Genomic DNA, 23,575 nt, shown 5'->3' with positions numbered 1-23,575 from the left:
TTGCCACTTCTCTTTGGTGAGTTTTCATACAATCAGAAACTATTGGATTATGGATAGACGACTGCATCAAGTAAGCATTTGAGCAGCTAAAACAAGTTTTACATGTTTTATCATTCCTGATTTTGTCATATAGCATCAAATAACGTTTTTTGATTTGTCTCAAATTCGGCTTTTTTACAATTCTTTATAGCTTCGTTAAAGTAGGATTCTTTCAATTCAAATCCAATACCTTTACGATTTAGAAGTATTGATTGATAAACTTCAGAGCCAATGCCCAGAAATGGCGTTAGTATGGTATCTCCTTCATTACTCCAAAGTGTAATAGCACGCTTAATCGTGTCGAGCTGTAGCGGACAAACATGTTTCTCGTCAGATCCTTCACGGCCAGCTCTTGCATTCAATGTGTTGGAGTAATCTATATCCATCCAAACCGGAGATGCGTATTTCTGCCATGTATCCACATCAATGCCACAATGAACAGGATGAGCGTGCTCTCCATCCTTGCGGAATATTAAAAGGTAGTCAGGTATGCCCACCCGGCTCATAGCACTGTCTTTCTTTACCTGCTTATGAAGTAGCCCCAGTGCCTTTGTACGCTGCATTTCCGTAACAGGGTTCTTCCATATCGTAACACGTGAATGATAGATAAAGCCAGCTTCTCGAAACGATTTTATTATCATTCCTGAAAAGTCTCGCAGCCCGATAAATCCCTCTTTGCTTTTCTGAATAGGCAAGTCCATGCAGTGTACAGCTATATTTCTACCGCTCCACATTACTCTGTATAACTCTTTAACAAGAAAATCAAAAGCCATAAAAAACTCTTTGTAGTCCTTGCTATTACCCATATCTTCCAGTTTGTCAGAGTAAGTGTATAATTCTGCAAAAGGAGGTGAAAATATAGAAAACCCAATACTCTCATCTGGTATATCTTTTATAAGTTGTACACAGTCGCCAAGACGTATGTCGCAATGTTCAGATTTATAATTTTTCTCTATTTCCATTTTTGTAAGTTTAGCTATCTGTTTTATATTCCTGCTTGTCGCTTCACTCATTTTATGCTGCATATCCACAAACGATTTTTGCTTTTCCAAAATTGAGCTTCTAACATTCTGCATAGTATCTGTTATTATCAGATAGATATTAACATCATCTGTCTGCCCAAAACGATATGAACGTCTTATTCCCTGATAGGTAGACTCGAATGAAAAGTCAAGCGAAGCAAAAATTTGATTGTGGCAATTCTGATAGTTTAATCCAAATTGTGCAATCTTTAACTTCGTTATAAGTACCCTGAACTTTTTATCGGCAAATCCAAGCAAATTGTCCTTCTTGTACTGCTTGCTGTCACTCCCTTTAACCTCAATAGCATCAGGTATTAGTGAACGCAATAATTCTCCCTCTTCATCATGTCCTATCCACACAATAAATTGTTCATCGGATCTGTTTACCATTCCCGCAACCTTTTCCATACGTTCGTTACGAGTATATCTTAGTTCTTTGTGGAATGTCGTTGCTGTTACTGCCATATCATTAAACAGCATACCATTATCACGCTTTTTGGTTTCGACAAACACCTCGTTAATATTCAAATTTGGAAGGACATATCCAGAGCCATCAAATCCAATATCAGTTGGAGATGTGAGCATCACAGCCCAAGTCGATACAAAGTCCCAGAACAAAGTCTCTGCATGTCCTTTCAACCTCCATGACGAAGTATTGCCCCCGTCATGCACAAAATACATCGCAAGCATTTCATTTCTTGACATCACATTCAGAAACTCTGCATGGTTGCACAGCTCCGTGACATCATTTGGTGAAGGAGTGGCTGTACAGCACAGCTTATAAGGCGTTTCGTAAAAGTCATCAATTAATTGCTGTCTTGTCTTTCCAGTGAAGTTCTTTAATATGGAACTCTCATCCAGTACAACGCCACTGAATAGATAGGCATCAATACTATCCATATTTTCATAATTGGTGATGTATATGCCTTTCTTGAGATCTTGGTCAAAGACTGTAAGAGCTATTTCAACAACTTCATACCCAAACTTGCATCCTTCTTTAATAGTCTGTGAAATGACACCCAGTGGAGCCAATATTAGCACAGGTTTGTTTGTGTGATTCATCACCTGCGATGCCCATTCAAGTTGCTGTATCGTCTTTCCAAGTCCGCAATCTTCAAACAGAGCGTATCTTCCAACTGACAGTGCTTGTTTTACGCAATACTTTTGAAAGTCGAACAACATAGGATTCAATTCTTTTTCGTCTATCTCGAATCCTGTTTTATTAATTTTCACTTGCTTATTTTTAAGAAAGTCAAGATATTCCATATTAGCCATATTCTATTTAATTTTTATTCCTTTTTCCTCGCTTAATTTCTTCACAAGAATAGTATAATATTTGATAAGCTGATCCAACTCAAACCTGCACCATTTCCTACTCTGATGTGCCTTGACATGAAGCATCTCAAACCTATGTATTCCAATCTTCTTGATAAGATTTTCACGATATCCGATTAAGTGGTCTGCCGAAAATCTGTTGCACGCTCTACATTCTGCTGAAACGTTATCTTCGTCAAACCTTGTCGCCATGTGTCGTCGGCTGTGAAAATGGCCTGCATCTGCTTGCTCAAACGGTTTTATCTTTCCGCACGAAATACAACGGAAAGTCCCATTTGGGTAGGCATCTCTTAATCTAATATACTGACTGAACACCTTATCCAGTTTCTTTACCAAAGTCGATAGGCTTGTTTGCCGTTTCTTTGGCTTGTCTGTTTTCTTTTTCTTAATATAGTATGGCATTACTTAAATCCCCATTCTTTCATATAATCAAACCTTTCTATACCTTTGAACTCATCAAGTTCAGTTGGGCTAAGGAGAATTTTGTCGTAACGTCGTTTACCCTTCCACTCCTCGATTACACCGATCAAATAGGTTTCAAAGTTTATTGACGACACACTAAAATAGGTTTGGAATCTAACACCTTGCACAGACGGGCCTAAATATCCGAATTTCTTGATACAATAGTTGTTCACTATCTCCCGTTGTAAACATTCTGTTGAATAAACTGCCACAAGAAAAGCCTTTGTAAAAAGCCCCGTTTCCGTCAAGTCAGGAGAATGTCTTACTAAAAAGAATTCTATTCTATTCAAGAACTCTTTTCTCTTTTTCTCGTATTCTTTGCATTTTATTTCTGACTCAAAAATTGTCCCGTCAAATGCTTTGAAAATCGTTGCTGATGTTATTCTTTCCATAATTATAAATTTAAGTCAATGTAGGCGGAATCGAACCGCCACTAACAGAACCAAAATCTGTTGTGCTACCATTACACCATACATCGGTTTGCCACACCGCTGTGAGGCTGTGAAAATAAACTATTAAAATATTATGAAATTACAACTACTGTGCCTTGGGCAGGACTCGAACCTGCACGGTGTATAATTTTTCAACTGTTTTCAAATACACCACAGTTTAGCGTCTACCAATTCCGCCACCAAAGCAAGTGTGGGGACGCTTCCCCACTGTAAAAAATTATACATACTTCTATGGCACCCTCACGGGCTTATCTGTTATCACCATCACCCGAAATCATCCCTCGTTTCTGACGTGAGGCGAGTTTTCTTATGTTCATTTCTCCTATAGTTTCAAGATTAAATCCCAAGTCATTAGCGAGTGTGGCGCAATACCAAAGCACATCTCCTATTTCCTTTGCAATCTCACGTTTCTTGTCATCTGTGAATTTACAATCATTATCACGGATAACTTTCTTTACTTTATCACTGCACTCTCCAGCTTCACCAGTAATACCCAGTGCAGGATATATGATTATGTATTCTTTTGGGTACGTCGCTGTCTTAAGAGCGGCTTTCTGATATTCGTTTAATGTCATTGCTATAAGTATTTTTCGTTCTTCTTTATTTCTACCTCCATGAGTTGAATTGAATAGTAATCATCTACGTTAGGTACATAAATGCTCGCTTCCATAGAACACCAGTTGCGCCACCTATCAATCGCCAAACTCATTTCAGTTACATCCAAATCTGCGCTGCTTCTCAGGTACTTCACCTTGCCAAGAAACCTATCCTCCTTTTCCCTTATAAATAAGTCTGGGTTTACAAGTTTCTTGAAGTATTGCGTCTTAGCCCATTCTAAAGTACAACCATATTGGCTGGCAAAATAGGATATAGCCAAGTGGCAGTAGGCATTTTGAGAAAGTGTCCGCTTTGGCTTTTTCTCTACCAACTCAACGATTTTCCCACTCTCTGCCAACTTCTGTGCACGGAGCATAAAGTTGGCTTTATCGAGGGGATTGGATGTGTCGTAAAGTGCCATTATGCAGCCCTCTCAATAAGTGACATGGGATACCTATTTGATAAGGAGTACCCTCCAGTCTTTTTGATAGGTGCTATAACTTCAGAAGTAATCCATTTGTGAAATACCTTTGCCTCTGGTTTACGGGAATCGAGTATAACATCGTACAAGCCATCTTCAGAAACAAAGTTTGCAACCTGCTGTCTTCCAAGACTGTCGGATATGGGGTGCCTTGTAATCACCCCATCGTCTAATTGTCTTATTACGGCTGATGCTTGCAATTCCAATGATTTACATACGTCAGCAAGGCAAAACAGTGGTGCTTCAGGTGTTCCCGCTGTGCGAATATCTCCGAACTGCGGGTTGTTGAATATTGTTATCCGTGTTTCCATGTCCTAACGTCAAAAAGGAAGGTCATTTTTCATTGGTTCGCCGCTTTCATCTGTTTGTGCTTGGAATTGTTGCTCCTGTGGTTGCGGTTGATACTGTTGTGTAGGCTGTGGGACATATTGTTGTGGTGCCTGCTGTACTGGCTGCCTAACCTCTATACCGAACGGACGAACGTGAACAAAGCGTTTAACTTGCCCATCTTGCCCCGTCATCTCTGTTCCTTGCAAGTCAAAAGATACAGTTACCACCTGACCTGGGATAATATTATCAAGAAGCGAAGTCTTACTCTCCATAAATTCAAATTGGATTTTATTCTCATACTGGCTACGCTCACCTGTAAGATAGTCGTGCGGTGTGCAGTCAATATAAAGTGCTCTTTTCGTATATGTCTTTCCGTTTTTGGATGTTATCTGCTCTCGCTGTCCTACCTCGAGGACGATGCCTGATTTCGTGTTTACTGCCATATTATCTTATTTGTAATGTTTCAGGATAGTTTGATTCTTTGATGCAAGCTGCATAAACTTCGGGATATTTTTCTTCCAATTTCTTGCTATCAATACTTTTCTTCGTATATGCAGCTTTGCGTGAGAGTGTGACGTAGTCACCTTTATAGGATTTCACGTCGTTTTCCTGCATGAGCTTCAAAAGTCCTTCTGATAATTTCTTTTTCTTCTCATTGAGTTCTTTTAACTGCGTTACGAGCGTATAAACAGAGTACTCGGCATTCTTTATCGCAACGGGCACGTCTGCATCTGCCTTTGCAAGCGGATTAACGAACTGCCGCCCTTCAACCTCACATTGCAAAAGATCTTTGATAATTTCTGTGTCAATACGCTCCACTTCGACAAACTCGGACTTGTCGCCACGCAGCCAAAGGGCATGCAACTTATTTACTTTCAAGTCGATGTTTTGGAGCTCAAATAGGTAGGCGTAAATTGACAGTTGCCAACGCACATATTCCTTGTTAAGTACGCTTGTCGTCTTGATGTCGGCAAGAATAACATTCTTTTCTCCATTGGTAAACACAAGATCTATCGCACTCGCAAAGCTTTCTCCGTCCGTTACAAGATATTCATTTTCAAGCGTCTTTAACCCGTTGTCGTGTTTTATTCTCTTGTAACTTTCAAGCTCTTGAGTAGTCTCTTTTGGCTCGAAACCGCTGTCGAGTAACTCTATACTCTCATGTATCATCGTGCCACGTTCAGCAGCTCTGTTTAGTACAAATTGAGGTATATTTGCATACATACCTGGAAACACTTGTCTTTGGAGCATGTCCGTTATTCCACGAAGTTCTTTTCCTTTGAGGAAATAGCGGTGTTCTTCTGAATCGAAGATGACACCGCTTTCTTGAAGTTTTTTCATACTGTTTTCGTTTTAAGTTCTTTCTTACGATTAGTTAGTGCCGAAGAAAATTTCTTGTCGCTTTGATAGGCATAGCATTCATTCCATATCTGTGTCAATTCTTGTATGGTCGAGGCAGCCTTGATATTGGCAATTATTGTTTCAAGATTCGCGTCTGTTTGCTGTGTGTACTCCTTGTTTACATTCAATGCGTCTGGATCTTTCGTGTCGTCGATGCAGAATAGACCATTGAGAGCGTATTTTCTTGCGTATGAGCTTGCGGCACCTGTCACTTGCGCCATATCCATGCCCGACTTATTTTCGCTTTCACGGGCAAACGCAGTGGTATGTACACTTTTTCCATCCTCATTTACAAGGGTGGCTGTTGCTTTTACATAAATTCTGTTACCAACCATGATGATGTCGTCCGATATGGTCAGCGAACAACTATTATCTGCAAGCAACGGTTTAACAGATTCTAAAATATCTTCGGCACTCCTATATCGGTAATGTCCAAAATTATTCATTTGGCCTTTTGGGGCTTTCAGCTTAGATTGGATTTCTCTCAACGCATGCTGGATTGTCTTATTCTCTTCCATAACCATTAATTTTATTGTTCATAAATATTCTGTTCACTCTCATTGTGGATAATGCTTTTTGTATCTCTGTTTTGGAGTAAATAAGTGGGGAATTTATAGCAGTACCTGAATGGCGTGCTCGTATCAATCCTTTTTCCTCCAATCCCTTGAATGTCTTGAATTCGATATGCCGATGCCTTAACCACTTCTTCACCTCTGACAGCTTAAGCCTATCCTGTGGTGGATCATAATCAGCTACAGCACAGTTATAGCCCACCCTGACGAAATCGGTTATGATTCCGCCAAGCTCCTCAATGGATATATTCATGGCTTAATACCTCCGATAAATAGTTATGTAACCCTTTTTATCTGTTGTAGATGTCGTGTATTTATTATTCTTGGGATCACATCCTGCATACTTGTTTTGGCGTGTGCATTCCACCTGAACGCCACTTGCAGAATAGCAGTCTAACGAAACGTGCAATGTGTTACCCTTCTGTATGTGTTGAAACAGCCCTGCATAACTGTATTTCTTACTATTCAAAGTCCTTTCCATATTCATATATTTAAATTGTGGGCATTGTGGAATCGAACCACCTCGAATACACCATTCCAAGCTACCATTCCTGGATTAGATGCCCATTGAAGCCCCCGCAAAGGCAGGGGCTTTTTACGTATTATCCTTTTACGTAAGCCACGGCATCTGCCTCAGAAGCGAAGCAGAATGCTTCATTGTATGACTCAAAATAGTTGCATCCGCCATGTCCGTCATCAGGATAGTATGTAACTAACACATTGTCATCATCTAATGCAACAAAGATTTTTGCAATTTCAAACTCAATGAGCTTGTGATTTTTGTCAAATGAGAAAACCTTTTCACCGACGCTGAATTTTGTCTTTACTTCCATAACATTGAATCTTTAATATTAAATTTATATTGATAACCACTCTGCCAATCCACACGCAAGGATAACCACCAAAATGCCTACATGGGTTAAAACAACATCTTTGTGGGTCACATCCTCACCTGCGATGTACGAAAACGTTTCGCATTTTTTATCAAGCCACTGTTTCATAGTCTTAGTTTTATATATTGTACCCGTACCCAATTCGATTGTAGCACCATTAACGTGCAGTACGGGTTATGTTTAACCTTAGCGACCACAGACCCCCGCCCTGTGTACTTATGAGTTATAGAGGATTTTCTCACTATCGGTTTGCTCTTTTCAGATCCATTTAAAGCCGCCTATTCAGTCCTTGATGTAGTCACGGCATTTCTGCTATACATCAATACCTTTCAGCTTTATGTCTCAAAATGTCAAAAATCTCTTGAGGTGCTTACCGACTTAACGTGCCTCACGTTGTCCGCCGTGCCAATTCGATTGCAGTGCCTTGGTGCACACGCGGCGGATATATCCTACCATGGCAAGAACTGTCTCTCTAAACTTCTATGCAGCATGTGCTCATCCTCTATGCTCATGTAGTCATTCTCTTGCGCTTGCCTTGCAATGTATGCAAGATCAGGTAGATTGTCTGCGATATACTTTGCAAGCAAGGGCGATTCATGTTCATTGTCATGTAATATATACACCTCTGCCGACTTCGAGTAATCAAAGGGCGTGTTGACCTCTATGTCACAACCGCCTATTGTTGTGGTAAAACTGATACCATTGTCGTACCAGCTATTCTCGGCTTCTGAAACAGCAACATCGTTGACCATTTCTGAAATTTTCTCTTTTGTGATCATAGTTGTATGAATTAACTGTTTGACTTTATGCTTCTGTGTAGCCCCTCTTGTTTAGCCATTGCATCGTGCCTTTGAGCGTCTTGAACCTTCTGCTGCTTTCAGTAGCTGTGCATGCTGAATAGTCCTTCTCGCCATGAACGAACAATGCGCCGTCAAGATCTAATTTTCTGTTTTTGAAATCTATAACCTTCATAGTCGTATGAAATTAATCGTTCAATATTTTGCAATTTTCATGTAAATGGTTTATCTTTGTCGCTGACGTTAACCGTTTACATTGCAAAGATACTGATTTTATTCAGTAAGACAAATAAAATACTGATTAGATTCAGTATTTAACGCGTATTTAACACCGCTAAAGATATATTAAGAATTACACCTTATATATAAAATGAAGAGTAAAGTAAATATTAGCATAGCGTTGAGTGTTGTTGCATTTGCTGTGAGTTTGGCGTGCGCAATATTCTATTCAAAGCCTGTTAATAATGTAGAGGTAATCATTTCTACGCTTTCTGTGCTTGTAACGGTGCTGATAGGGTGGAATATATATTCAGTTGTTGATTTCAATAAAAAGTCTGACATATTAAGAGATGAAATCAATACGTTAGATAAGCACAAAGCGGAAGTAGCTGATATGATTAAAGCAACACAAGAGAATTTGCAACATAAATGGACTATTGACATTATGGAGGGCGTGCCTTTAATGATTACAACGCAACTTGGCGATAATCTTGAACATACTTTGGCAGAGTGTATTCGTGTATATAAGAAAAACATAGAGGGTTCTGTTTTCGCTAAATCAGTTGCATTGAATTATATAACAGGCATTTCCTACATTCTCTATCAAAAAGGTAGAGAACATGACATTACCGTTCGGCATCTTGCAGAGGATTTGAGTGCTTCCGTTTCTGCCGAAGACGTTCAGCTTCTATGGAATGACATTTTTCAATGTAAGCCTTTGCGTCACGAATACCCGCTTGCATTACTAAATGACCTGCTACGATATTTAATAAAATTAAAGAACTCTCAAAATCCACCTCTACAGGACTAATTTCCTCCTGTGATCGCAATGGCGTATCTATAGATTTTGTTTTTCGTTTTCTCTTAAAAATTGATTTGAACAACATATCATATTGTATTATGGAGTTAAAAGATTTTGTAAGCGAAACACTCACGCAGATATGCGAGGGAGTGAAAGATGCACAGCAGAGGTGTGCAGATATGGGAGCGTTGATTAATCCAATGCTCGATGTTAAAACGTGTAATGCAGAAGTGTATAAGCATGACGGAAAGGATTATCCTGCAACAGCGGTTAAGTTTAATGTTGGTTTGACGGAGGTTTCTACGAATGGCGGAAAGACAGGTATTGGTGTCTTCTTAGGCAAAGTTTCATTAGGTAAGGAAACTGCAAAGGAGGCACAGTCTCAAACGGTTACATCTGTTGAGTTTGCTATTACAATAGTACCTCCATACATAAGCAGAGACGGCAAGCATTTTCCGCTGTCACAAATGGTGCTTTTGCGATGACATTTCCAATATTTTAAGAAAGTCTTCAAAAGCAATGCTAAACGCATCCTCTGCATGTGTGTTTGGATTGTTCAAAATAGAAAAGTATATCTTTTTAAATAACAGCATTCTTCGGAAGATTTTATACTGGTAAAATAGTTCTTTCATAACAAAATATATTTAAGCGTTCTTTGAAAATGTTTGATTATTTGGCAAAGTACAATCTTCCCAAAGAAGATGCCGAAGAGGCAAGGATGATACTTTTGGAAAGTATGCGCAAATACCCGATTAGGATAAAGCGCATCGTAAGATGGAAAAATCGAAGGGTGAGGAAGAGGTTGTACGCATTTACCAATGATGCTGGTTTCTTTAATGACCTTATAAACGATTTGTTGGAGCGTAGGCTGATTAGGTCGCAAGGTGCCTTAAAACCGTTTGTGGTAACGGAGCGTGGAATGCGCTGCATGAAACGTGGATATGTGGCATACCGCAAAGACAATTCCGCAAAGCGTGCAAACATTATAGCGAGCATGGCATTAATCGTTTCAATTCTCAATATTGATGAGGTTAGGGATGCTATAAAAACAGTCTTTCAAGCAATAGCCAGCCTGCTATAAGCGAGAATACCATAACGGCAATGGTGAGCCTGTGCGTTATCGTGTACAAATGAGAAATATCATTGAAAATGCCGTTGATATCCCTATCGTACTCGCTCCTTGTTACAATTAGTCTTTTGATGAAGCTGTGCAGCTTTCTTTTGTGATACTTACTACAATCATATATAATCATAACAAAATATATTTAAGAGTTCTTTGACTTACTGATACAACCGACTTCTAAAAAAGCAAGGATTGAACACTTAGAAAAAACGTCTAATTCTAATTTTCAATTTGTGAACATTCCTTGCATATTTTATGTACCTTTGTATGGTCTAATTCTAATTTTTATACAATGAAAAAAGAAGAGGTTATACAAAGAGCAGAAGACTTGCTCGAAATATCAACCCAAATAGAATATACAGCATTTCATTCAGTACCTAAAAGACTTTGGATAATCTTGGCGCGAGCATCATCGTGGTATTTTCCACCTGACTGAAGCTCCATTGCGTTCACAAACGCCTCTGCCACACTCATTCCAAGCTCTTTGAGATTCTTCAGATTCTTCACGGGCATGTCTTCGATACAAATTGAGAACATAGCATTTTCACTGTCATCTGTGTTAATTGTAATTGAACTTTTCATAATAATATAAATTTAATAATTAATAGTAAACTACCAGTGGAAGAGGAGGCTGGAGAGCAGAATCCACCCTTACCCGTAAACGGGAGGGGATTCTTGCCCGAACTCTACCGAGTGTTGTCGTCAGCAGTTTTCGCCCACCTGCAAGGGGCAATCTTGCAAATGACGTGGGGCATTCCTACATTGCCGTAGTCTTGCGCGCATCCCCACTCAAATCCTGCGCTTCCGCTTGCTGTCCTTTGCGGGATAAGACCGTACCAAGGCGGCTGTGGTCAGGAGGTACGGAATCGAGGTCGGTTGTATATAAAACAAAAAACCTCCGCAAGTGGTCAAGCCTTGCAGAGGTGAGTTATCTAAACTCCCTATGAGGGAAAATTTAGCAATGTCATTCGCATCTCTTGACCAAATGCGATGCAAAGATACTGATTTTATTCAGTAAGACAAATAAAGTACTGATTATGTTCAACTTTTTAACAGTTATTATATTATGAACAGCGTAAGTGACAGGCTTGCCTTCTTCCTAAAACAAAAAGGAAAAGGGCAAACTGCATTTGAAAAAGATGCAGGATTAGGGCGTGGGTATGTAAAAAATGCCAGCGATAACATGGGAAGCAAGGTTATGTCAAAGATTAAGAAACAATGCCCTGATTTGAATATAGACTGGCTTCTCACTGGCGAGGGTTCCATGCTTATTGACGAAGAAAACAAAGAAGTTCCAGTCGTTACGAACGAGAAAATAAGAGGAGCGGTACCATACTATGGAGACCTCCCCGTGAGTGCGGGACAGCAAGATCTTGCAACCATTCTTAACAACATGGAGCCTACAGGGTGGATAAACCTACCTGGGATGCCGTCATCAATAGGGGCGTTCCCTGTCGTAGGGTGCTCCATGGAGCCAGATATCAAACCCGGAGATTTCATATCCATAATAGAGGTAGACAGATGGGAAAGGCTTGATCCTGATAAGACATACATGATTATCACGCGCGACGACCGAATGATTAAGCACCTGTCTGTAGACGACAGCGATGATGAAATTCTATGGTGCATATCTCCGAACTATCCAAAGTTCAAGATTGAAAAATCGGAAATAGTTGCGATATATCGGGTGACGTTCCATGGGAGGCTCGTGTAATCATTGACTGAATAATGACTGAAAAACAAATAACAAAGTCATAACTTGCTGTACACAAAGCATATATATACACAAGAACTGAAGACTCATAATCTGGAGGTCCCTGGTTCAAGCCCAGGCTGGTCCACACTGGAAATCAAGCACTTGCAAAAATTTTGCGGGTGCTTTTCTTTTACGGTGGCCTTCTGATGACCTTTTTATAACAAAAGCGATCACATGGAACTCTATGTGACATTTTAGAGCTCACGGAATATTATAGCTCAGCAGAACTTTCCTGGGGAATAATTTGTTCTTTATTACTGTCCACTAAACATAAAAATTTCCACTCCAGCTCATTGATACATAGGAGTTGGAGTGGTAATTTTTATGTTTAGCGGACAGTAATAATATCAAGTCGTGTGAAGTCGTGGAAAGTCGATGCAAAAATAATTCAGTTACGCTTTTTGGGTGACAACGAGCCATTTGTCGTTGTTTGCGTCGGTTGTGGCAAAAAGATAATGGCTGCCACCATCTTTCAACTTGAGGCGACGGCGGAGCTCGGCTACAGAGAGGGGGAAGTTGCGGATGGCGATATTGGCCCGGTCTATATCGGCGAGAGTCGCCTTGAGGGCTTTTTTGTTGAAAGAAGACACGGCGGCGATGCGGAAAATACGACCCGGGAAGTCGGGAATGTGGTTGCGTGAGAGGAAAAGGTGGGAGTTGGGGGCAATGGGCAGAACATCGAAATGGGCTGACAACTCATCAAAACAGCCGGCCTTCATGACACTGGCATTGGGCACCATCAGCCATTTGCCGACAGCTTCAGGCGAAAGCCCGGCAAACTCGTGAATCGTAGGGGCAACCGACTCCTGTGGCATAAAGACAAATTGCTCGTTGTCATTGACACAAAACACCCGCAAAGGAGTGTCACGCCCCGTTATGACCAGCACCAACTCCTTACACTCGTTTCCCACCGACACCATGTGCACCTCGCCCCCCCTGCCTCCGGGACACAGCTGGTGCAGGGCTTCGTGCCAATCGAGCATGGGAGAGAGTTTCAGCAGCAGCACATCGGATATGTCGAGGAGACGCTGACGCAGAACCGTCACGTCGGGTTCACAGTCTTGCAAGCCGAACACCCTCTGCCCATGTGAGCCACGACGTGCCGGGTCGAGAAAAACAACTGTCGAGACGCTCCTGTCCTTCCCCACCGGAAGACTATCGAGGACCGTCTCACTGTCACGACACCACACCTCAGCCTGCTGTCGTCCGAGCACATTCAAGTTGTGGCGAACAACCTCACAGAGTTCTGCATCGCGCTCCACATAGATCGAACGGGAGAAGCCGTCTGAAAGGTAAAAGAAATCGACGCCAAACCCGCCGGTGAGGTCTATCAACACGGCCGAAGCCAGCGCATCTCCCAACAGACGTCGCACAATCTGTTGTTTGTAGGATGCCGTCTGCTCCGAACTGCATTGTTCCATATTGAGATGAGGCGGATACACAACTTCTTCATGGGCAGCCCATAAGGGTAATTTCTTGCGGGCCGTCTGCCACCCCTGAATCTGGTCAAGCGCATAGGACAAATCCACATCCGGGTTTCTGCCTCCACTCAGCGCCAACTGTCTCACATCGTCTTCGCGATGCTCTCGGATAAAGTTGCTTATCGCCTGATTGGTCATACGTTTCTGATATAAGAGTTGTTACAGCGTGAGCATACATACAATAGACAAATCATGTCTCACCAATGCTGTTTTTATTTCACAAACTTCTGCCCATCCACGATATACACACCTCGTGGCAGCACGTGGAAATCAGTGCCTACGAATTTTCCGTCGATGGTGTAGATTCGTCCCGTGCGAACCTTCGCGGTCTTGCTTTCGAGCTCCGCAATTCCGGCGGATATCATTTTCGCGACGACCACCTCGTCGAGGAAGAACCGTCTGTTCGGCTCAAAAGTGATACTCACACTGCCGTTACCCACAATTTTCAACGTGTACTCCGTCCATTTCCCCTTGGTCATCGTGAGACTCACATCCGAGTTTCCACTTTCCACGAACCGAGCCTCGTCACCATTAAGCGACACGATCAGTCCGGTGCCATCGCCTTGCGCATCCCATCCTGCAGCCTTGAAGGTCAGTGTCAGGGTGTCGCCGGGAAGTCTGAACCACGGGGAGGTGACAATGCCCGTACCGGCAGATGATTTGCCAAAACGTGCACAGCGGTCGCCTCCATACGCCACGGTATATTCCCAGCCGTTCAAATCGGCCCGCATAGCCGCCGAGGCTATGCTCCCCCTGAATCGTCCGTCATTGCCGCCGGACCCCGAGCATCCGTCGAATGTCTCACGCAGCAACACTCCGTCACCACTGGGAGAAGGCATCTCTGGGTCGGAACCTGACACGTTGACTGCCCTGAAGTTGAACGACATCGTGCCGTCGTCATTCTCCTTGATGTCGAAAATTCCGAAGCCTGGGCCAGTATTGCCGGCTTGCCCGGCTTGATACCATCGAACGAATGGCTTCGAACGACCCGTCAGACTGTCGTTGTCGCCATAGGGATAGAGGTCACCCGGCTCCGTGTCGATGCCAGCATCGTTGTCGGCATGATAGATGGTGACACGCTGGTGGGTGTTGTCAATATGCGATTGCGGGTCGTATCCCGTGGCATTCACGATGTTGTAGTTCCATATTTTCTCATCATAGTCCACATGCGTCACCATCAGACCATGCCCGGGCAGAGCTGAATCAAAGCCCTCGAACTGCCGATTGTCAAGCACGCAGAACTCCGACCGCCTGGCCGGATTGTAGACCACATAACTGCTGCCCTTCGTACTCACGGCTTGCATGTCGGTCACCGCAACCGACCCGCTGAGCTCGACAGGCATGCTCCACCCCAGGGTCATCTTCTCGTATCCCGTGTAGGCACAGGGCGTTCGCCCGTCGTCGTTGTTGCATCCATAGTCCATCAGGTCCCAGGAGCCCATGCCAAAATTCCCCGTTCCGCCGGTGTCGTAGAGGTCGGGCAACCCCAGGCAGTGCGATAGCTCGTGACAAACCGTACCTATGCCATTGAGTTCCTGGTTGCTGTCCATCTCGTTGGAACAGGCATAGGCATCGACCACGGTGCCGTCGAGTTTCAGCACCGTGTTCTCATAATAGGAATAGGCACTGAGAAAGTGCATGTGTGGCCAGATATAGTTATCATTGTCGCTGTGGTCAGCCTGCCCATAGCCGGCATAGACGATATACACCGCGTCAGCCTCTCCGTCGCCATCCCAGTCGTATTTGGAAAAGTCGACCTCACCATCCACGGCCAGACAGGCATCGTGTACCATCTCGCCCACCATGTCGTCATCGTTGCGGCCATAATAGGAATAGGGACGCGGCATGGTGACCGGCCCAACCACGTCGAACGTGATGTCGAACTTTCCATGGCTCTGCGCATAGAAATAATCGTGCACACTGCCATTGAAACCATTTTCATGGTAGTCTTTTGCGTTGAAAAAATTGCTGTAATAACTGCCGGGATTCGACATACTGAAGGTCTTGCCACTAAAATCAACCATAATCACAAGCCCATGCTTGCTGCCATTCAGCCGATTGCTTCGCATCGCATTACTCTTCAGTGTCCGTGCGCGCACCTTCCTCATGCCTGACGCTCGTGTTGCCGCCCCAGCAGTCTGCCGTCGCAACAATTCCAACGACGCCTCACGATAGAGCTCCGTATGGGCATCCTTCACATAGCATCGGCCGTCTACGGCCTGCCAGTAGAGCAGGGTCTCGTCGCCCCGCGCCTCCACTCTCACGCTGCTGCCATCGCTGAGCGTCACCGTCTGCCATTGTCCGCGGCGCACCGGCGAAGCCATTACGGCAGATACCACACACATCAGGATTGCCACGCAGAATAGTTTCTTCATCTATCCAAAATCAAGTTTTAAGTTCATCACCAGTCTTTACAAGGGCAAAAATAACGGTTTTTCACGGTTTCCACAAGGTATAACACTACTTTTTCACCTCTCTTCATCGCGCCACTCTACGCGTGGCCTGTTTCCCAGACCTCTTGTTCCTCCTGATCCTACCATGAAAATAAAATACGAATCTTTGCTTGTCTATATGAAAATAATTACGTAAATTGCACTTCATATAATATGAAGCGTACAATATGAAGTCATTAAACAACCCCTTTGTGGAATACGGATATAAAGGTCCGGAATACTTTTGTGACAGGGAACAGGAAGTCGCACAACTGATATCGGCTCTCCATAACGAGAGCAACGTGGCCCTGATTTCTCCCCGCAGGATTGGGAAATCCGGGCTCATCCACCATGCTTTCCACCTCATCCGGGAACAATCACCGGACATTGCCTGCATCTACATCGACATTCTCAACACAAGAAGTCAGAAGGATTTCATCGATGCCTTTGCTTCGGAAGTCATCGCAGCACTCGGCGGCAACCTGCAGACTGCCTTGAAAAAGGCCGCTTCCTTCTTCAAGGGATTCAGGCCGACCATCACTTTCGACGAGTTTTCCGGTGCACCTACCTTTTCTTTTCATGTCGAGCACAGCAAGGAGAGCAACACCATCGAGCAAATTTTCAAGTATATACACCAGTCCGGCAAGCGATGCTACATTGCCTTTGATGAGTTTCAGCAAATCACGAATTATCCGGAGCCTGGTCTGGAAGCCCTGCTGAGGTCCCAAATTCAGTTCGTCGACAATGCTTACTTCGTCTTTGCAGGCAGTCAACAGCACCTCATGAGCGAGATGTTCCTCTCTGCCAACAGGCCTTTTTATCTCGCTTCGCAGATTATGAACATTGACGTGATTGAAGAAAACAAATACCGCGACTTTGCCAACACGATGTTCCGGAAGCAGGACAGGCAAATCAGCGAGGAGACTTTCCACCAGATCTACACCGTCGTGGACGGACAGACCTGGTATATACAGACCATTCTGCATCAGCTTTACATCATGTCGGAGGAGCCGTTGAACACCGAGACCGCCAACAAGGCCATAGACATCCTACTCAACAAATACGCAACAGCCTTCTCCAACTACTACCTATCCCTCACCAACAACCAAGCCATGCTGCTGCGTGCCGTCGCCAAAGAGGGCATCGTGAAAGAGCCGCTGGCGCAAAACTTCATGAACAAACATCAGTTGCCAGCCCTAAGCAGCACCCGCCAAGCCCTCAATGCTTTGGAAAAGAAACAGTTTATCTATAAAACCGATGCCGGCTACATTGTGTACGATCGCTTCCTTAGCTTATGGCTGAGGAACCGGACATAATGATCATTAAAACTTAAAAGAGCCATATCTCAACTCATTACCAGAGTTAGATATGGCTCTTTTCTATATTGAGAAATGCCAATTTGTAAATTAAATGTATCTATCTTCTACACTATTTGACACTTTCTCTTTTATCTCCGTTCAGTCTATTTACCATATTCGGGATTCTGTTGAATCTCTTTATTGGCGTTGCATTCCGACTGAGGTATAGCGGAAATCGCCTTGTAGTAATCGCGATTGAACGACTGTGCATCCTTAGCCAAAGCCTTGTGCCAACCTTTATCTGTTTCGTTTGTATAGCGAACTATCGTCTCGTTGTTCCGCAAGGCATCAAAATAGCGCTGCCCTTCTCCTATCAACTCTTTGCGACGTTCAATCAAGATGCGGTCCAATGTCACATTAGATGCATTCACAAGAGCATCCTTGGTTGTCGTTCTGTTTTCCACCAGGGCATTGAGATATTTGGCAGCCTTGCCCTTGTCATTGGTTCTGAATGCACATTCAGCGGCTGTCAGGTAAATTTCGGAAAGGCGAATGATAGGAATAATCGGAACAATACGGTTGTTTCCATTAAGGCCACGGAGCTTGTTCAAAAAAACCTTATTCTTGCCGAATACAGCTACTTCTTTTTTCTTTGCAGTGTCAGTAGTTTCGAATATGTCATTACGAACATCGCCTGCGTCAGAGGAGAGCATGTCCACAAACTTTTTCGTTGCCACAAACTCACGATATCCTGCTTGTTGCTGAAGATTGCCAATGCTATTAAGGTCGTTTGCATCATCAGAGGATGTTACGTTCAGTCGGAATAAAAACTCGCTCTCGTTCGGCTTCTCAGCACTCCAGGCATCAACATACTGTCCGCGTTTCCACAGTGAAGCACCGGAGTTGGTCATCACATCCTCTGCCGTTTTCAGTGCATTGGAATAGTCACCCATGTGCAGATACACACGTGAAAGAATCGCTTTCGCCCCCCATATATTAACATAACCGGGTGATTGTTTCTGGGAAAGAACATTTGAACCGATAGCATCATTAAGATCCTTAATAACCTGCTCATAGACTTCTTTCACCGTACTCCTCTTCGGCTTAACTCCAAAGGGCAACACTTCTGTCACCAAAGGAACGCCCAAGGAAGCTCCGTTGTCAGCTGTGTAAGGTTTTCCATACACACGCACAAGGTCAAAATGAGCCAACGCCCGCAACACCCTTGCTTCTGCACAGAACTGAAGTTCTTCAGCCTTTGCTTCTTCGTCATCTTTGTCAGTCAACGTACCGTTCTCAACAGCAGCTATAATACGATTGGCACGACCAATGGTAACGTAAGGCGACTGCCAGGGAGTTAAACCTATACCAAAGTCGGAGGCCGTAGCATACTGCATGTTATAATAGAAACTTCCACGATTAGAGCCACCAATATGATTATACTGATAATCATCACCTGCGTGAATATCGCCGTAAACAAAGAATTGGCAACCATAATAATCGCTGAAATCTTTGTCTCCCTTCAGAGCCTTGTACATACCAGTACGGGCAGCTTCCAAGTCGGAGACGGTTTTCAGGGCACTTTCCGCGTCGGTGCCGTCAGAGGGCTCTACGTCCAACCACTCATTGCCACAAGAAGATACGACGGCAGTCAAGGCGAGGAAGCCTAAAAAATTGTATATTGATTTGATTATTGTTTTCATTGTAAAATCATTTTTTTAATTAGAAACTAACCTCGATACCGAATGTATAAGTTCTCAGAGCGGGCATCTCAAACGTGCAAAGACCATTGACCGGTGTCTCAGGATCCACGCACATATCCTTAGATTTCCATGTCAGGAGGTTGTTTGCGGAGAAATACATACGTGCTTTATTGATACCAAGAGACCTGATCCATTCACTCGGAGCCGACACACCCAGTGTCAGGTTCTTCAAGCGCAGGTAATCATTGGGCATCAGCCAGCGTGAAGAGTGAACACGCTTGCCGTATTCGGCCTGGAATTTGGGAAGTTCGGCCTTTTGTCCCTGCTTCTGCCACATCTTGGAAAGATCATAGTAATCGGGTATCGCACCACTTAAGGCAAAAGTTCCCCCGTTATCGTGCAACCATGAAGCATAATCATAAGAGTCACCACCAAGTTTATAGGTAAGGGTGAAGTTGAAGTCAATAAACTTCCATTTCATGAAATTGGAAAGTCCTCCCTCGATAGCCGGGTCGTGCTTACCGACAATCACCTTGTTGGCCTTTGCCACATCAGTCGTGGTCTTACGGGCATTCTCTGTACCGTCATTGATGTAATAACTCTCAAGTCCGGTTTCCGGATCCACGCCGGCATACTCATACATATAATATGAATAATAGGGCTGGTCTACCCGATGAACGAGTACGCCACTAATAATTTCATTGTCGTCTCCGGTCAGCTTGGTAATCTTGTTCTTGTTGTGTCCAAGATTCAGAGTGGTCGTCCAGGTGAAGTCCTTTGTCTGGATGTTTGTCGAGTTGAGCGACAGCTCTATACCGGAATTTCGCATCGAACCAACGTTTTGGGCAACGGAAGCACCATTGGTGGACGAATCATAATAGCCGGGAACATAAGATATGGGACGATCCATGATCAAATCCGAAGTGTTACGGACATAGAAATCCAAGGTCATGGAAATGCGATCGATAAACGTCAGATCCAAGCCCACGTTGAAAGCTTTGTTCTTTTCCCACTTCAGGTCTGGGTTGGCAACACCTATCACACCAATACCGTTAGCTCCATTATAATGTTCTCCGAACTTATAGAGATTCATATATCCATACAGTTTTGAAGGGAGCGTACCGTTGACACCATAAGAAAGACGCAACTTACCATCAGAAAGGACATCCTTGAATGGTTGCACAAACTCTTCGCTGCCGAAGCGCCATGCGCCCGAAACTGACCAGAACGAACCCCATCGGGAATCTCTTGACATGCGAGAGCTGCCGTCACGGCGATAGCTTGCACCGAAATAATAGGTATCATTATAGTTATAGTTGGCACGCCCAAGGATAGAAGTCAGCTTTGAATCATAGTAGTATGTTTCCACTGTCTTCTCACCTGCATTGCTGAATTCATACAACTCACCAGGGTAGGCCGACCCGTTTGCATACAAAAGGTTTTGGTGCCAGTCTTCGGTCTCAAAACCTATGAGGGCGTCAACATTATGCAATCCGAAAGCCTTGGCATAGTTCAGCTGGGTCTGAGTGTTCATGGTGGTCATCTCGGTGATGGTTCTCTGCATCAAACCACCGGATTTTTTCCCATTGTTGCTCAACTTGTCCCATAGTACACTTTCCGTTGAGTTGATATAATCGTAAGCTATTTTCTCACGTAGCTTCAGCGCATCCCATATATTCCATTCAAGAGCTACAGTGCTGTAGCTACGCTTGGTCTTGGTAATATCAGTTTGATGTTGATTTTCAAAAATAGAGTTTAAACCACGGTTGTACGGAGACCCCGTAGAAGTATTCAGGCTTCCATCTTTATTATATACAGGATTTGAAGGCCCTACGAACCAAACCGCATTTGACAGGGCGCCGTCAAATGAAGCACCACCTTCCGACGTTGAATGTTGATTCATGGACGAGAACAGAGTCGTAACGTCAAGCTTGAACTTCCCGAAAGTGTGCGAAAGGTTGGCATTACCCGTCATACGCTCAAGGCTGGATCCATCTACCACACCGTTTTGCTTGCCATAAGATAGCGAACTATAGAACTTGGTCTTCTCGTTGCCACCCGACACACTGGCCTGATAGTTCTGGTTGGAACCATTCTTGAATATCGCATCACGCCAATTGGCCCATCCGCCGGCTGGCTTTGCAGCATAATCATCGATATGCGCATCTGCATATGCCTTGGCAGCAGCCTCACTTGTGTCATCACCGTTATTGCCATCAAACACATAGTTCTTCAGACCCTGATAGATGAGAGCACGGCGCTCATCACCGCCGAGGGTAGGACGATAGTTGATCGCCATGTTGGAAAAGCCCCAGTCGCTGCGGAAGTTTACCGTCGTTTTGCCTACACTACCACTCTTCGTCGTAATCACAATCACACCGTTAGAAGCGCGCGAACCATAGAGAGAAGCTGCTGCCGCATCCTTGATCACAGTCATCGATTCGATATCGTTGCTGTTGATCGTAGACAGGACATTCGTACCTGATGTGTTGTATCCATCACCGGTTGAAGGGTCGTTAAAACCACTGATGTTTCCGGAATTCACGGGCGTTCCGTCGATCACGATAAGCGGATCGTTACCCGCATTGATAGAACCCATACCACGAACTCGTATGAAGTTCACAGCACCAGGCTGACCGGAGGCACTCGTTATCGACACTCCCGGTATGTTACCGGACAGTTTATCCTCTACCGACATAGATGGTACATCCTTTAACTTGTCAGTAGACATAGACGCTGCAGAACCAGTGAACGATGACTTCTTAAAATTACCATAACCCGTGACAATCACCTCGTCAATAGATTTCGAATCCGACTTCAGCTTAATCAGCATATTGTCACGTGCAGAAACCGTCTGTGTCTGCATGCCAATATACCGCACCGTCAACTTAGCTCCCGCCGGAACAGTCAGCGAAAAGTTTCCATTCACATCGGTTGTGGTTCCGCTTTTCGTACCAACAACCATAATACCGGCACCGACGACCGGTTCACCATCCTCACTTGAAACCACGGTTCCTTTCACTTGAGTCTGTGCCAGCGCAACTCCTATTGTAAGGAAAAGGCCGGCCAAAATCATTGTAAGTCTTCTAACCATAAAATCTCTCTTCAAATAATGTTATTAATATTTTATTAAAATATAATGGCAAAGTTAAAAAACATTTACCTAACATCCAAGGAAAGATTGCAAAAACTTTCATTTTTTATCTAAAAAAGCGCTTTTTAATTGATTTTTTCTATCATTATGCACAAAATCGTCACAAAATGTAGGCCGATTTGATGTTTTTAATACACCAGTTACTATCGTTAATATTATAAGATGTTAACACAAACTTCGCTAAAACGACCGACAAGCATCCTCATCAACACAGATCATCCGCCCCGTGTGGCCACTTGTCGCATCTCACAACTCATGCCCCGATATGCTCGCAACCTTCCCGAATGTTTACAGGAACTGTTTTTAAGTAAAGTGTGGTGAACTAAAAAAAATGGAAGAAATATAATGCTACAGAAAAGTAAAAACGGGATAACTCCCTGTTTTCCTTTATGGCATTATATAGTTTGGTTAGCTATGAAAGATCTTATTTCAAAGTTGCATTTTCCATATTCTCTTTATGTTGCTAAACAATACATGGCATCTGCTGCTATTCCTTTGTCATCAGAACTAACGTCCACATCATATTTGTGGATTCCTAAATTCTCCGAAGCTGAATACGACAAGCCTATACCAAAATTTTCTCTTACAAATTCAGCATACTCAATGACATCGGGACCAATTTCATTGAGATATTCCACCTCTTTCCAATCTTTATCGAGCACCTCTTTCGGGGTGTTCTCAAAATACTTTTTAAGGCTTTCAAAAAGACTTTCCATAAAACAGATCCTGATTGATTTTATAGAATTTATGCTACGGTTAGAATACAAAGTTACATTATTTCTTGTAAACAGCAACATTTTCGAGGCATTGTTTATTTGTTTCCTTCATTATTTAACTCTTTGGGCTCAAAACAACGGCTAACTGTCTCATAGACATCTTCCGCCACGTGTGGATACCTGCCACATTCCGCGACACATTCCCAATACCGTCCAACCTCCTCCCGAATGTTTTCAGGATATGTTTTAAAACAAGGAGCAAGGGTATCATATAAAAGGTATACAAGAAATCGAAAAAATGGAACTGCGAACAGGGATATGATGGAACAGAGAGGGAATTGGGGGAGACTTTCAAAATAGCACAGGTGCGGTTTGGGGAATTAGACCGAGGCTGCAAGGTAGGTCAAGGCACGTGCAGCACCCTACTCAACCATTCTGCATCATGGGAATGCGGAGTGGCAGCTGTCGGTATGTTTTCTTGACAAACACCCTCGAATGCTTGCCGAATTT

At 43.5% G+C, this 23,575-nt stretch carries 25 protein-coding genes and 2 tRNA genes; 5 read left to right on the top strand and 22 right to left on the bottom strand.

Annotated elements, in window-relative coordinates:
* Window positions 1-125 precede the first annotated feature (125 nt).
* The 16 genes from HMPREF0645_RS10600 to HMPREF0645_RS13870 form a co-directional block, all read right to left on the bottom strand.
* On the bottom strand, window positions 126-2,327 hold the full coding sequence (locus HMPREF0645_RS10600) for a DNA methyltransferase (protein WP_044123601.1): 2,202 nt from the start codon (window positions 2,325-2,327) through the stop codon (window positions 126-128).
* 12 nt (window positions 2,328-2,339) lie between these two features.
* The gene (locus HMPREF0645_RS10595) at window positions 2,340-2,798 is read right to left on the bottom strand and encodes a recombination protein NinG (protein WP_007175003.1); all 459 of its coding nucleotides are present in this window, start codon (window positions 2,796-2,798) and stop codon (window positions 2,340-2,342) included.
* On the bottom strand, window positions 2,798-3,250 hold the full coding sequence (locus tag HMPREF0645_RS10590) for a hypothetical protein (RefSeq protein WP_007175002.1): 453 nt from the start codon (window positions 3,248-3,250) through the stop codon (window positions 2,798-2,800). The genes HMPREF0645_RS10595 and HMPREF0645_RS10590 overlap by 1 nt, the downstream gene beginning before the upstream one ends.
* Window positions 3,251-3,265: 15 nt before the next feature.
* Window positions 3,266-3,336: transfer RNA gene (locus HMPREF0645_RS10585), tRNA-Gln, on the bottom strand.
* 65 nt (window positions 3,337-3,401) lie between these two features.
* Window positions 3,402-3,496, bottom strand: a tRNA-OTHER gene (locus tag HMPREF0645_RS13680).
* Window positions 3,497-3,558: 62 nt separating this feature from the next.
* The gene (locus HMPREF0645_RS10580; protein ID WP_007175001.1) at window positions 3,559-3,885 is read right to left on the bottom strand and encodes a nucleoside triphosphate pyrophosphohydrolase family protein; all 327 of its coding nucleotides are present in this window, start codon (window positions 3,883-3,885) and stop codon (window positions 3,559-3,561) included.
* Between the two features lie 2 nt (window positions 3,886-3,887).
* Window positions 3,888-4,328, bottom strand: a complete 441-nt coding sequence (locus HMPREF0645_RS10575; protein ID WP_007175000.1) for a NinB/YbcN family protein — start codon at window positions 4,326-4,328, stop codon at window positions 3,888-3,890.
* Entirely contained in the window at window positions 4,328-4,699 is a 372-nt protein-coding gene (locus HMPREF0645_RS10570; protein ID WP_007174999.1) for a BRO-N domain-containing protein, read from the bottom strand. The genes HMPREF0645_RS10575 and HMPREF0645_RS10570 overlap by 1 nt, the downstream gene beginning before the upstream one ends.
* A 9-nt stretch (window positions 4,700-4,708) precedes the next feature.
* Entirely contained in the window at window positions 4,709-5,161 is a 453-nt protein-coding gene (locus HMPREF0645_RS10565; protein ID WP_007174998.1) for a DUF3127 domain-containing protein, read from the bottom strand.
* A gap of 1 nt (window position 5,162) precedes the next feature.
* Window positions 5,163-6,059, bottom strand: a complete 897-nt coding sequence (locus HMPREF0645_RS10560) for a hypothetical protein (protein ID WP_007174997.1) — start codon at window positions 6,057-6,059, stop codon at window positions 5,163-5,165.
* Complete coding sequence (locus tag HMPREF0645_RS10555; RefSeq protein WP_007174996.1) at window positions 6,056-6,637, bottom strand: ERF family protein; 582 nt, start codon at window positions 6,635-6,637, stop codon at window positions 6,056-6,058. The genes HMPREF0645_RS10560 and HMPREF0645_RS10555 overlap by 4 nt, the downstream gene beginning before the upstream one ends.
* Window positions 6,624-6,944 carry a hypothetical protein gene (locus tag HMPREF0645_RS10550; RefSeq protein WP_007174995.1) on the bottom strand — a complete coding sequence of 107 codons (321 nt, stop codon included), beginning with the start codon at window positions 6,942-6,944 and terminating at the stop codon, window positions 6,624-6,626. Before HMPREF0645_RS10550 ends, HMPREF0645_RS10555 begins: the two co-directional genes overlap by 14 nt.
* A 349-nt stretch (window positions 6,945-7,293) precedes the next feature.
* Window positions 7,294-7,524, bottom strand: coding sequence for a hypothetical protein (locus HMPREF0645_RS10545; RefSeq protein ID WP_007174993.1), 231 nt, complete (start codon window positions 7,522-7,524; stop codon window positions 7,294-7,296).
* A 24-nt stretch (window positions 7,525-7,548) separates the two neighbouring features.
* The gene (locus tag HMPREF0645_RS13675) at window positions 7,549-7,692 is read right to left on the bottom strand and encodes a hypothetical protein (RefSeq protein WP_007174992.1); all 144 of its coding nucleotides are present in this window, start codon (window positions 7,690-7,692) and stop codon (window positions 7,549-7,551) included.
* Window positions 7,693-8,033: 341 nt separating this feature from the next.
* Entirely contained in the window at window positions 8,034-8,363 is a 330-nt protein-coding gene (locus HMPREF0645_RS10540; RefSeq protein WP_007174991.1) for a hypothetical protein, read from the bottom strand.
* Between the two features lie 25 nt (window positions 8,364-8,388).
* On the bottom strand, window positions 8,389-8,556 hold the full coding sequence (locus HMPREF0645_RS13870; RefSeq protein ID WP_007174990.1) for a hypothetical protein: 168 nt from the start codon (window positions 8,554-8,556) through the stop codon (window positions 8,389-8,391).
* 195 nt (window positions 8,557-8,751) lie between these two features.
* On the opposite strand from HMPREF0645_RS13870, the gene HMPREF0645_RS10535 reads away from it, so the two are divergent.
* From HMPREF0645_RS10535 to HMPREF0645_RS10525, 3 genes are all read left to right on the top strand, one after another.
* Complete coding sequence (locus tag HMPREF0645_RS10535) at window positions 8,752-9,411, top strand: hypothetical protein (RefSeq protein ID WP_007174989.1); 660 nt, start codon at window positions 8,752-8,754, stop codon at window positions 9,409-9,411.
* Window positions 9,412-9,500: 89 nt separating this feature from the next.
* Window positions 9,501-9,887, top strand: coding sequence for a hypothetical protein (locus HMPREF0645_RS10530; protein WP_007174988.1), 387 nt, complete (start codon window positions 9,501-9,503; stop codon window positions 9,885-9,887).
* Between the two features lie 188 nt (window positions 9,888-10,075).
* On the top strand, window positions 10,076-10,483 hold the full coding sequence (locus HMPREF0645_RS10525) for a hypothetical protein (protein ID WP_156777914.1): 408 nt from the start codon (window positions 10,076-10,078) through the stop codon (window positions 10,481-10,483).
* Window positions 10,484-10,891: 408 nt separating this feature from the next.
* On the opposite strand, the gene HMPREF0645_RS10520 is transcribed toward HMPREF0645_RS10525, so the two are convergent.
* Window positions 10,892-11,107, bottom strand: coding sequence for a hypothetical protein (locus HMPREF0645_RS10520; RefSeq protein WP_007174985.1), 216 nt, complete (start codon window positions 11,105-11,107; stop codon window positions 10,892-10,894).
* Between the two features lie 484 nt (window positions 11,108-11,591).
* On the opposite strand from HMPREF0645_RS10520, the gene HMPREF0645_RS10515 reads away from it, so the two are divergent.
* The gene (locus HMPREF0645_RS10515) at window positions 11,592-12,239 is read left to right on the top strand and encodes a S24 family peptidase (protein ID WP_007174984.1); all 648 of its coding nucleotides are present in this window, start codon (window positions 11,592-11,594) and stop codon (window positions 12,237-12,239) included.
* A gap of 434 nt (window positions 12,240-12,673) precedes the next feature.
* On the opposite strand, the gene HMPREF0645_RS10510 is transcribed toward HMPREF0645_RS10515, so the two are convergent.
* On the bottom strand, window positions 12,674-13,900 hold the full coding sequence (locus HMPREF0645_RS10510; protein WP_007174983.1) for a THUMP-like domain-containing protein: 1,227 nt from the start codon (window positions 13,898-13,900) through the stop codon (window positions 12,674-12,676).
* 74 nt (window positions 13,901-13,974) lie between these two features.
* A complete protein-coding gene (locus HMPREF0645_RS10505) occupies window positions 13,975-16,137 on the bottom strand; it encodes a M6 family metalloprotease domain-containing protein (RefSeq protein ID WP_007174982.1) in 2,163 nt (720 codons plus the stop codon).
* A 245-nt stretch (window positions 16,138-16,382) separates the two neighbouring features.
* On the opposite strand from HMPREF0645_RS10505, the gene HMPREF0645_RS10500 reads away from it, so the two are divergent.
* Window positions 16,383-17,510 carry an AAA family ATPase gene (locus HMPREF0645_RS10500; protein ID WP_007174981.1) on the top strand — a complete coding sequence of 376 codons (1,128 nt, stop codon included), beginning with the start codon at window positions 16,383-16,385 and terminating at the stop codon, window positions 17,508-17,510.
* Window positions 17,511-17,656: 146 nt separating this feature from the next.
* On the opposite strand, the gene HMPREF0645_RS10495 is transcribed toward HMPREF0645_RS10500, so the two are convergent.
* From HMPREF0645_RS10495 to HMPREF0645_RS10485, 3 genes are all read right to left on the bottom strand, one after another.
* The gene (locus HMPREF0645_RS10495) at window positions 17,657-19,195 is read right to left on the bottom strand and encodes a RagB/SusD family nutrient uptake outer membrane protein (RefSeq protein ID WP_007174980.1); all 1,539 of its coding nucleotides are present in this window, start codon (window positions 19,193-19,195) and stop codon (window positions 17,657-17,659) included.
* A gap of 19 nt (window positions 19,196-19,214) precedes the next feature.
* Window positions 19,215-22,271, bottom strand: a complete 3,057-nt coding sequence (locus tag HMPREF0645_RS10490; RefSeq protein WP_007174979.1) for a SusC/RagA family TonB-linked outer membrane protein — start codon at window positions 22,269-22,271, stop codon at window positions 19,215-19,217.
* A gap of 533 nt (window positions 22,272-22,804) precedes the next feature.
* A complete protein-coding gene (locus tag HMPREF0645_RS10485) occupies window positions 22,805-23,065 on the bottom strand; it encodes a hypothetical protein (RefSeq protein ID WP_007174978.1) in 261 nt (86 codons plus the stop codon).
* Between the last annotated feature and the right edge of the window lie 510 nt (window positions 23,066-23,575).

Source organism: Hallella bergensis DSM 17361 (genome assembly GCF_000160535.1).
In the GTDB taxonomy this organism is placed as follows: domain Bacteria; phylum Bacteroidota; class Bacteroidia; order Bacteroidales; family Bacteroidaceae; genus Prevotella; species Prevotella bergensis.
The sequence above is the reverse complement of the archived record's forward strand: the minus strand, read 5'-3'. Positions and strand labels throughout refer to the sequence as shown.